Origin of the sequence: Dietzia sp. DQ11-44 (assembly GCF_014145205.1) — a bacterium.
Taxonomy (GTDB): domain Bacteria; phylum Actinomycetota; class Actinomycetes; order Mycobacteriales; family Mycobacteriaceae; genus Dietzia; species Dietzia natronolimnaea.
In genome coordinates, this window is sequence record NZ_JAALEC010000043.1 from 18,434 (window position 1) to 28,377 (window position 9,944).

Sequence of the window (9,944 nt, forward strand, 5' to 3'; positions counted from 1 at the left end):
CCCCTCAGCCCTCCGTGATCTTGGCGTATCCGTCCGAGTCCAGCGTCTGCTCGAGCTGCGTCTCCAGATCGTCGACGTCCGGGATCTCGAGGACGACGATCCACCCCTCACCGTACGGGTCGGAGTTGACTAGCTCGGGCGACGTCTCGAGGGCGGTGTTGACCTCGACGACCTTCCCGCTCAGCGGCGCGTACAGGTCGGAGACGCTCTTGGGCGACTCGACCTCGCCGAACGGTTCACCCGACTCCGTCTCCCCGCCCACGTCCGGGAGCTGGACGAAGACGATGTCACCCAGCTTGGACTGCGCGTACTCGGTGATGCCGATGCGAACTCGGGTGTCGGACACCCGCTCCACCCACTCGTGCTCGTCGGTGTACCGGAGCTGGTCGGGGATGTTCTGGTCACTCACTGACGTGCCCTTCTCGCGTGGCTCACTTGGCGTGTACATCTGGCGACATTACACACCGCCGGACGGCCCCACTGCAGTAGATCCGGGACGGCGCGGGGGGACGGACCGCGCGATCCTCCAGGCCTGCCACAGGTAGATCGACCCGCTCCAGGAGTAGAGGCCCACACCCCAGTACAGGCACGCCTCTCCGAGGATCAGGAAACCCTCCCCGCCGGGGACTCCCGCGAACCCGGCGAGGAGCAGGGGAAGGGACCAGAACAGCGCGAACGTGGCGGCTTTGCCCAGGTAGGTGACCTCCGGTTCGATCCCTCTCCGGCGGTACACGGGGACGGTCCCCACCAACAGCGCGTCCCTGACCAGGAGGATCGCCACGACCCAGACAGGGATGTACCCGGCGACGGCGAAGGCCACGGGCACAGCGGCCACCAGGATGCGGTCGGCGAGGGGGTCGAGACGCTCGCCCCAGGTGGACCGCATGTTCCACAGTCGTGCGATCTTGCCGTCGAGCCAGTCGGAGACGACCAACGCGCCGAGGAGCCACAGCGCCAGCGGCGGGTCGTCCCAGACCAGGATGCTCACCACGAGCACCGGGATAAGCGCGATGCGCGCCAGCGAGATGACGTTGGGGAGCGTCCAGAATCTGTCGCTGACCTGGGGGTCACGCGGCGGCGGTTCGTACCCGAGACCGGGTGGCACCGCGGCGGAGAGGTGCCCGTCGCGCGGTTGCGGGATGCGCGCACCGAGGACCCTGCCCTCGCCGGTCCGCCATTCCCTCAGATCGGTCTCACGCCGTCCCTCCCGCGCCGCGCTCATCGGAAGGTCGACATCATCCCGGAGAAGACGTTGCCACCCGCCGCCATCGGGTTGTCGTGGACCATGTACGTCCACGTCGAGGTGGGCCGCGCCATCGCGTTGGCCACCAGATCCACCCCCGAATCGGTGAACTCGATCTCGGCGAACGTGGTCTCAGACTCCCGGACCGCGTCCGAGGCGAGGTCCCTGAAGTGATCGATCGCGATCCTGTGGAACTCGTCGAGGGGGTTCTCCCGCCCCAGGGCCCTGAGGTGGATGGACTCGCGGACGTCGTTCATCGTCTCCAGGTGACGGGCCCAGCCCCGGTCGAGGTGCCACAGCATGATGTCCCGGCACCCCTGCACCACGGCGTCACGGCCGTGCGTCTCCACGAGTTCGGCGCTGCGCCCGGGATCGTGCGCGGTGAGTTCCTCGAACGCCTTCTCCGTGACCAACAGGGCCGCCCTACGCTCGGCGAGGATGGCGCGTTGCTCGGCGAGGAGTCGGCTGTACCGCCAGGTGTTGGAGTGGATCGCGAGCATCTGGCCCTCGGTGACACGCTGGGCGTGGTCGACCGCGTCCCGGCCACGGTTGCCCTTGAGCAGCCCGCTGATCCTGTCGTGCGCGGTGGGGATCTTCTCGGGTTCCAGGGCCGAGGTCACGACCGGGTCGTCCATCGCGGCGAAGAACACCGAACTTCCGGGGTCTCCCTGGCGTCCGGCGCGCCCGCGCAGCTGGTTGTCGAGCCTCTCCGTCCGGTGCCGCCCGGTCCCCACCACGTGCAGACCGCCGAGTTCGACCACCTCGTCGCGGCGGGATTCGTCGGACCCACCCAGACGGATGTCCGTGCCGCGGCCCGCCATCTGGGTGGAGACGGTGACGTTGCCCACGTCCCCCGCCTCGGCGATGATGGCCGCCTCCTCCTCGTCGTTCTTGGCGTTGAGTACCACGCACTCCACGCCCTTCTCGGACAGGCGTGCGGCGAGCTCCTCCGACTCCGCGACGTCGTGGGTTCCCACGAGCACCGGCTGACCGGTCGAGTGGACGGCGGCGATGTGCTCGACGACGGCCCGGGTCTTGCTGTCGACGTCGATATACGTCCGATCGGCCTCGTCGACCCGGACGCAGGGGGTGTTCGGGTCGATCTGGGACACGCCCAGTGAGTAGAACTCGCGCAGCTGCGCCCCGGCCGCCAGGGCCGTTCCCGTCATTCCGCACACGCGGTCGTATCGGCCGATGAACGCCTGGACCGTGATGCTGTCGAGGATCTGACCGGCCTCCGAGACCGCGACCCCCTCCTTGGCCTCGACCGCCGCCTGCAGTCCGTCCGGCCACCGTTGCAGTTCGGCGACGCGACCCCGCGAGGCGTTGATCAGCTGGACCCGCCCGTCACGGACGATGTAGTCCACGTCCCGCCTCAGCAGGAAACAGGCGTGTAGGGCGACATTGACCTGGACCAGCGTCGTGGCGACATGCTCCGCGTCGTAGAGGTCCCCGATCCCCAGTTCGCCCTCGATCGCCTCGGCACCGTCGTCCGTCAGGAAGATGTTGCGCCGCTCGGAGTCGGTCTCGTAGTGGCGGCCCGCTCGCAGCTTCCGGACCGCGGAGAGGATCTCCCCCGTGGGCGCCTCCCCGGAGGTGGACCCGGCGAGCACCAGCGGGACCAACGCCTCGTCGACGAGGACCGAGTCGGCCTCGTCGACCAGAGCGACGTCGGTCGTGGGCGCGATGAGGTCCGCGGGATCGGTGACCAGCTGCTCCCGCAGCACGTCGAAACCGATCTCGGAGACGGACCCGTAGGTGATGTCGCAGGAGTAGGCGCCGCGACGGTCCTCGCGGGACGACGACTCGGTGACGTGACCCACCGTCAGCCCCAGGAGCTCGAACATCGGCCCCATCCACCGCGCGTCACGGGCCGCGAGGTAGTCGTTGACGGAGATCACGTGGACGGTGTGCCCCTGGAGTGCGTACCCGGCCGCCGCGACCGCACCAGAGAGGGTCTTGCCCTCTCCGGTCGCCATCTCCACCACGTCCCCCGCGAACATCCTCAGTGCGCCCTGGAGCTGGACGTCGAACGGCCTCAGTCCGACGGCTCGGGACGCGGCCTCCCGGGCCAGGGCGAGGAAGCGTGCGAGGTCCTCGGGGGACTCGCCGAAGAGCTGCAGATCGTGGGCGGCGTCCGCGAACTCGGCGTCCTCCATTCCCGAGGCCCAGTCGTCGAAGCCGTGGGACGCCTCGACCGCACTCTGCGCGCGCGAGGTGTCCCGGCCCTGGGTGGAGCCCATCAGCTTCCAGAAGCGGTTGGCGAATCCCACGCGTGGAGTCCTTCCCGGTCTACAGAACAGTTGATGCCACCGTACGCAGGGGCTGACGGGTTCGGCGGCGCACCCCGCTGCTCGCTGCGTCAGCGATCAGGGTCGATCTGCCCGCGCAGCCTGCGCATCGCCTCGGTGGAGAGCATCCGGTCACCGGCGCGGGCCGCCAGGTGCTCGGCCGTGAGGTCCGCGGGACTGGGCGCATGCACGGTGGACGGAGGCCTCACACCGTTCTCGCGCGCGATGTCGTCGAGCCGCGCGGCCTCGGACACCGCGGCGTCGGCGCGGGTCTCCACCGATTCCACCAGTTCGCGGAACGCGACCGCCCGCTCGACCACCTCGGCCCAGACCTCGTCGATAGCCGCGCCCATCCCGGTCAGGATGGTGAACCCGTCACGCGCGGGTGGGACACCCGGCGTCGCCGCCGTCTCGCGGAGTCGGCAGAGGTCTCCGGCGAGCCCCACCACCTCGGTCTCCGCGTCGAACTGCAACCGGATCTCCTCCACTGATCGCCCCCCGCGCACGTAGGCCCGGATCAGTCGGTCGTACAGCCCGCCGACCTCCATGAGCAGCGCCGTGTACATCTCGGGCAGGCGGCGGTTGTCCGCCCGGATCCGTGGGAGAGAGGGCAGCGACTCCACCACGGCCTGGACACGGTGCGGCAGGACGACCCTTCCCATCTCGCGCTGCCCGTAGGCGGCCGCCGCGGTGCCCAACTCGACCATGGTCTTGGGCACCATCGGCACCGGTGCCCTCGTCGGAGTGGAGGCGAGGGCGTCGAAGAGCCGACCCCGGTCCTCCGGGTCCAGGTGGACCCCTCGCTTGCGGTCTGCGCGGATGTCCTTGATCCGATATGCGAAGACACCTGCGCCGCGGGTGAACCCGGTGCGCAGGGCGACGTACCTCCGGTCGAGGTCTGCCAGACGGGTGCGCAACGCCACCCTCAGGACCGACGGCAACGGGGTGCCGAGCAGCCGCCTGAGGTCGTGACGTTGTTCCTCGATCACACGCAATTGGTGGAAACCGCCGACTGTGGGGAAGGGCAGATTCCGGTGGAGTCGCGCGAGCACCACGTCGACGATCCGCGGTTCGACGAGACCACAGGCGACCAGCAGGGCCGCCCGATCGGAGAGTTCTCGGGGTCCCGAGGGGGCCGTGCCCGCGCACAGATCGTCGACGTGGCGGATCAGGCGGGCGCGGGCGTCCTCGCCGTCACCGTCCTGATCGTGACTGGTCATACCCGAGCACCCCTCCCCCGCTCCGGCGGTCACCGCCGATGGACTTCATGCTGCCATGATGCCCCCTTCGGGGATCACATGCCGTCCCGCTCGACCGGAGCGCGGATCCGTCGACGCGCCACGAGTGGGGCCCTACTACTGCTCGGTCGCGATCCGTACGACCATCTTCCCGGTGGTGGCGCCGCGCATCATGTCGAGAAACGCGTCCAGTGTTCTCGATGCCGTCGACGACGGTCTCAACTTCCCGACGGACAGCCGCGACGTCGCGTGGATCGTCACCCAGAACTGTCGCAGGAGGCGACTCGCGGCGCTGGTGTGACGCCTGCGCCCGTGAACCCGGGAGAGGCCGTCACCTCACCTGTCGTCGCGTAGTGGCACCCGGACGTCCCCACCCGACTCCTCGGTGATCCGGCGGCCCATCTGCACGTACGTCGGCTCGGAGACGAAGCCCCCGGCGAAGAGCGCCTGTCCCTGTGCGAACGAGGCGGATCGCCGTATCTGGTCTTCTCTGGTCTTCGCCGGCGAACCCGAACACCTCCGCGAGCTCCAGGAGGTCCCTGGGCGAGTTGACGCGCATCAGACCAAGGTTGTCGCACTGCGAGAGCACGTTCGGGTGGATCTTGTTCGGACGCTGGGTCGACAGCAGCAACCACAGCCCGAACTTGCGGCCCTCGGCGGCGATCTGGACCAGTTGGCGGGTGAGCGCACGCTCGACATCGTCCTGGGGGTCCGGCGAGCAGATGTTGTGCGCCTCGTCGATCACGACGAGGATCGGACGTCGCTCCTCGCGCCGCGTCCACAGGTGTTCCAGGACGGCCAACGCCGCGACCTTGGATTCGGCCGGGTGTTGGAAGCCTCCGAGATCCAGCACGGTCGCGCGGGGGCGCTCGTCGATGACGTCCACGACGGAGTTCCCACCTCGGGACCACAGATCCCATTCGAGCACCTGGAGGTTCTCCATCCGGTAGGACAGCCGAACCTCCCCAGGGTCGGTCGACGCTCGCATCCGGTCTATCGCGGTCGTGGGGTCGAAGTGCTCCGCGCGGACGTCGGCGTGCAGGAGGACGTTGTACTCCTCGGCGTCCGCGATGGGGTCAAGCTGCATCAGAGCGGCCTTGGACGCCGGGGACAGGTCGAGATACCGGGCGTGCAGACGCTCCCCCGCGCCGGCGGACGAGCGGAACACCCGGATATCCAGCTCTGACAATCGAGCCGAGTCCGCCCGGTCGGCGTCCTCCCGCGACTCGGGTAGCCGGACGAAGTCGGCGTTGGGGTCCAGGACGACCATCGGGAGTTCGGTGTGCAGGAGCAACTGTTCGAGCACGACCCCCAGCGCGTAGGTCTTCCCGCTGCCGCTCTGACCGCACCAGAAGGTGTGACGGTTGAAACGACTGGCGTCGAGCCGGGCCGGGACGTCCGGAGCGCCCACCGCGCTGCCGATCGTGATTTCGGTCATCGTCACCCCTCATGAGCGCTCTGGTGGAGGAGATCCCATCTAAACACCGGCGTGTAGCCCCGAGGCGCGAAATGAGACAGGGCGGTCTCCCTCGTGGAAGACCGCCCTGCTCGTGTGTTGTGTCGGGCTGACAGGATTCGAACCTGCGACCCCTTGACCCCCAGTCAAGTGCGCTACCAAGCTGCGCCACAGCCCGCCCGCCACCGCGTCTCGCGCGGCGACTGGATCAGACTAGCGCACGCCTGTGGGAGCGCTCCAATCGCCTGGTCACTTGCGCTGTCGACGCTCCTTGACGCGCACGTTCACCCGGACCGGGGAGCCGTCGAAGCCGAAGGTCTCGCGCAGCCGCCGCTCCAGGAACCGCCGGTAGCCGGCCTCCAGGAACCCGGTGGAGAAGAACACGAACGTGGGGGGCCGGGTGGTGGCCTGCGTACAGAAGCGGATCCGCGGGAGCTTCCCGCCCCGCATCGGCGGCGGGGTGGCGGCCACGACCTCGCTCATCCACGTGTTGAGTGGACCGGTGGGGATGCGCTTGTCCCAGGAGTCGAGTGCGCCCTCCATCGCCGGCACCAGCTTGGCCAGGGCACGGCCCGTGGTGGCCGAGATGTTCACCCGGTAGGCCCACGTGAGGATCTTGGACAGCTCCCTGTCGATCTCCTTGTCCAGGTCGTACCGGCGGTCCTCGTCCACCAGGTCCCACTTGTTGAAGGCGATCACCAGCGCCCGACCGGCATCGGCGACCATGGAGATGACCCGCAGGTCCTGCTCCGTGATCGGTTCGGAGGCGTCCAGCAGCAGCACCACGACCTCGGCGGCCTCGATGGCACCACGGGTGCGGAGCGAGGCGTAGTACTCGTGCCCGTAGGCCTGGTTGACCTTCCTCCGCAGACCGGCGGTGTCCACGAAGCGCCAGGTCTTGCCGCCCAACTCGACGAGCGAGTCCACCGGGTCGACGGTGGTGCCCGCGACGTTGTCGACCACCGACCTCTCCTCGCCGGTGAGCTTGTTGAGCAGGCTCGACTTGCCGACGTTGGGCTTGCCGACCAGCGCCACGCGCCGCGGCACGTCGGTCGTCTCACGCATCCGGGCCTTGGAGGGCAGCCGGCGGAGGATCTCGTCGAGCAGGTCGGCGGTGCCGCGGCCGTGTGCGGCGGAGATGGCGTAGGGCTGGTCGAGGCCCAGCCCCCAGAACTCGGCCGACTGCAGCTCGGCCTTCTCGCTGTCGACCTTGTTGACCGCCAGGATCACGGGGGTGTCCGAGCGGCGCAGGCTCTTGGCCACGGTCTCGTCCGCCGAGGTGATGCCCACGTTCCCGTCGCACACCAGGACGATGAGGTCGGCGGTGCCCATGGCGATCTCGGCCTGCTGGGCGATGGAGCGGTGCATGCCCTTGGCGTCCTGCTCCCACCCACCGGTGTCCTGCACCATGAAGGTGCGGCCGTTCCACAGGGCTTCATAGGAGACGCGGTCCCGGGTCACCCCGGGGACGTCCTCCACCACGGCCTCGCGACGACCGATGATCCGGTTGACCAGCGTGGACTTGCCCACATTGGGCCGTCCCACGATGGCGACGGTGGGCAGGATCTCCACCCCGTCGATCTCGGCGCCGATCTCGTCGGCCCACTCCTCGGCCACGGCGTCCCAGTCCGTGTCGTCGTTCCACGCGTCCTCGACGGTCTCCTCGACCGGACCCGTGGGGAGGTCGAAGTCCTCGTTGCTGCTCACTGTGTGTTCCCTTCTGCGGCGTCGCCGTGCGACGCGTCGGCGCCCTCCGCGAGTGCGACCAACCGGTCGAGCACCTCGTCGAGGGTGAGGTCTGAGGTGTCGATGACGATCGCGTCCTCGGCCGGCCGGAGCGGGCTCGCGGCGCGGGTGGAGTCCTTGCGGTCCCGCTCGATCACCGCGGCCAGCACCTCGTCGTAGTCGGCGTCACGGCCGGCGGCGCGATCCTGTTCGGTCCGGCGCCGGGCCCGGATCTCCGGGCTCGCGGTGAGATAGACCTTCACCTCGGCGTCGGGGAGCACCACCGTGCCGATGTCGCGGCCCTCGAGGACGACCGTGCCACCTCCGGAGGCCAGGCGACGCTGGAGCCCGACCAGGTTGGCCCGGACCTCCGGGACGGCGGAGACCGCCGAGACGCCCGCGGTGACACGGGCGGTGCGGATCTCGTCGCTCACGTCCTCGCCGGCGAGGAGGATCCGCTCGGATCCCGCGTCGGTGCCGATCTCCATCGGCAGATCGGCGGACGTGGCGATCACCGCGGCGGCGTCCTCCGGGTCGATCCCGGCGCGCAGTACCTGCAGCGTGGCCACCCGGTACATCGCACCGGTGTCGAGGTACGCCCCACCGAGCCGCTCGGCGAGCGTCCGGGCGAGCGTCGACTTGCCGGTACCGGCGGGACCGTCGATCGCGATCCGTCGCCGCGGGACGCCGGCGGGTCCGGCCGGCGCGCTCACAGGCCCACCGCGGAGTAGAGATCCGAGACCTCTTTACGGTTGAGCTTCCGGAAACTCCCCGCGCGCTGGTCGCCCAGCGCGACGGCGCCGAAGCGGATCCGCACCAGCGACTCGACGGGATACCCGACCTCGTCGAGGATCCGGCGGACGATGTGCTTACGCCCCTCGTGGAGCACCACCTTGACCAGCGAGCGTCCCTCGTGGACGTCGACGATCGCGAACTGGTCGACCTTGGCCGGGCCGTCCTCGAGCTCGATGCCCTCGCGTAGCTTCTTGCCGACGCCCTTGCCGACGACCCCCGTCACGGTGGCCATGTAGGTCTTGGACACCTCGTAGGACGGGTGCATCAGACGGTGCGAGAGCTCGCCGTCGTTCGTCACCAACAGCAGCCCCTCGGTGTCGGCGTCCAGGCGGCCCACGTGGAAGAGCCGCTGTCCGGCGTCGACCCGGTCGGCGACCAGGTCGCCCACACAGGGCCGACCCATGTCGTCCGACATGGTGGTGTGGTACCCGCGGGGCTTGTTCAGCGCCAGGTAGACCAGGTCGTCGTCGAGGACGATCCGGGTGCCGTCCACGCGGATCACCGCCGTGGTGGGATCGACCTTGACGCCCATCTCGCGCACGATCTTCCCGTTGACCTCCACCCGCCCTCGGGCGATGAGGTCCTCCGAGGCCCTGCGGGAGGCGATCCCGGCCTGTGCCAGGATCTTCTGGAGGCGGACCGGTGAGCCGTCTCGGCCAGCGGACTCAGTCATGAGTGCGTCACATCTCTTCATTCTGGTGTTCATGGGCGGGGTCGGGCGCAGCGGTTCTGCGCCGCCCCAGGGGTATCCGCGGGTCCTCCGCGGGATCGTCGCTCATCTCGTCGACCAGGTCGACATCCGGCAGCAACGGGGCGATGTCCGGGAGCTCGTCGAGCGACGTCAGCCCCAATCTTTCCAGAAATAGCTCCGTGGTCCTATACAGGATGCCCCCCGTGTCCGTATCGGTGCCGCATTCCACGGCCAGACCGCGGGCCACGAGGGTCCGCATCACGCCGTCCACGTTGACCCCGCGGACGGCCGCCACGCGCGACCGTGTGACGGGTTGCCGGTAGGCGATCACCGCGAGGGTCTCGAGTGCCGCCCGGGTGAGGGTGGACCGGGTGCCGTCGGTGAGGAGGCGCTCCACGTACGGCGCGAACTCCCGACGCGTGTAGAGGCGCCACCCCTCGTCGGTCCGCCTCAGATCGATCCCGCTGCCCACCCTCGTGAGGTCGTCCCGCCACGCCCGCAGCTC

General features: G+C 69.3%; 9 protein-coding genes, 1 tRNA gene and 1 pseudogene. 1 reads left to right on the plus strand and 10 read right to left on the minus strand.

Features of this window, described 5'->3' with window-relative positions:
• Positions 1-4: 4 nt before the first annotated feature.
• From gcvH to G6018_RS01400, 4 genes are all read right to left on the minus strand, one after another.
• The gene (gene gcvH / locus G6018_RS01385) at positions 5-448 is read right to left on the minus strand and encodes a glycine cleavage system protein GcvH (protein WP_182609311.1); all 444 of its coding nucleotides are present in this window, start codon (positions 446-448) and stop codon (positions 5-7) included.
• A gap of 9 nt (positions 449-457) precedes the next feature.
• Positions 458-1,222 (minus strand): CDP-alcohol phosphatidyltransferase family protein, encoded by a 765-nt coding sequence (locus G6018_RS01390; protein WP_182609312.1) that lies wholly within the window; start codon positions 1,220-1,222, stop codon positions 458-460.
• Positions 1,219-3,516 carry an accessory Sec system translocase SecA2 gene (secA2, locus tag G6018_RS01395; RefSeq protein WP_182609313.1) on the minus strand — a complete coding sequence of 766 codons (2,298 nt, stop codon included), beginning with the start codon at positions 3,514-3,516 and terminating at the stop codon, positions 1,219-1,221. Before secA2 ends, G6018_RS01390 begins: the two co-directional genes overlap by 4 nt.
• Positions 3,517-3,605: 89 nt before the next feature.
• The gene (locus tag G6018_RS01400) at positions 3,606-4,754 is read right to left on the minus strand and encodes a hypothetical protein (protein WP_182609314.1); all 1,149 of its coding nucleotides are present in this window, start codon (positions 4,752-4,754) and stop codon (positions 3,606-3,608) included.
• Positions 4,755-4,944: 190 nt separating this feature from the next.
• On the opposite strand from G6018_RS01400, the gene G6018_RS17510 reads away from it, so the two are divergent.
• The gene (locus tag G6018_RS17510) at positions 4,945-5,073 is read left to right on the plus strand and encodes a hypothetical protein (RefSeq protein ID WP_259846787.1); all 129 of its coding nucleotides are present in this window, start codon (positions 4,945-4,947) and stop codon (positions 5,071-5,073) included.
• A gap of 35 nt (positions 5,074-5,108) precedes the next feature.
• Here G6018_RS17510 and G6018_RS01405 read toward each other — a convergent pair.
• From G6018_RS01405 to scpB, 6 genes and pseudogenes are all read right to left on the minus strand, one after another.
• A pseudogene (locus G6018_RS01405) lies at positions 5,109-6,210 on the minus strand (ATP-binding protein).
• A gap of 122 nt (positions 6,211-6,332) precedes the next feature.
• A tRNA-Pro gene (locus tag G6018_RS01410) sits at positions 6,333-6,406 on the minus strand.
• A 71-nt stretch (positions 6,407-6,477) separates the two neighbouring features.
• Positions 6,478-7,935 carry a ribosome biogenesis GTPase Der gene (gene der / locus G6018_RS01415; protein WP_095719359.1) on the minus strand — a complete coding sequence of 486 codons (1,458 nt, stop codon included), beginning with the start codon at positions 7,933-7,935 and terminating at the stop codon, positions 6,478-6,480.
• Positions 7,932-8,666 (minus strand): (d)CMP kinase, encoded by a 735-nt coding sequence (cmk, locus tag G6018_RS01420; protein ID WP_095719360.1) that lies wholly within the window; start codon positions 8,664-8,666, stop codon positions 7,932-7,934. Before cmk ends, der begins: the two co-directional genes overlap by 4 nt.
• The gene (locus G6018_RS01425; RefSeq protein WP_347237761.1) at positions 8,663-9,517 is read right to left on the minus strand and encodes a pseudouridine synthase; all 855 of its coding nucleotides are present in this window, start codon (positions 9,515-9,517) and stop codon (positions 8,663-8,665) included. The genes cmk and G6018_RS01425 overlap by 4 nt, the downstream gene beginning before the upstream one ends.
• Positions 9,429-9,944, minus strand: a 516-nt coding sequence (gene scpB / locus G6018_RS01430; protein ID WP_182638527.1) for an SMC-Scp complex subunit ScpB, incomplete at its 5' end; no start/stop codon positions are given. The genes scpB and G6018_RS01425, both read right to left, overlap by 89 nt.

Excerpts from the sequence above, each read along its gene's own strand:
- G6018_RS01390 (WP_182609312.1), bottom strand. The coding sequence starts at position 1,222 with ATGAGCGCGGCGCGGGAGGGACGGCGTGAGACCGATCTGAGGGAATGG.
- G6018_RS17510 (WP_259846787.1), top strand. The coding sequence starts at position 4,945 with ATGTCGAGAAACGCGTCCAGTGTTCTCGATGCCGTCGACGACGGTCTC.
- G6018_RS01400 (WP_182609314.1), bottom strand. The coding sequence starts at position 4,754 with ATGACCAGTCACGATCAGGACGGTGACGGCGAGGACGCCCGCGCCCGC.
- gcvH (WP_182609311.1), bottom strand. The coding sequence starts at position 448 with ATGTACACGCCAAGTGAGCCACGCGAGAAGGGCACGTCAGTGAGTGAC.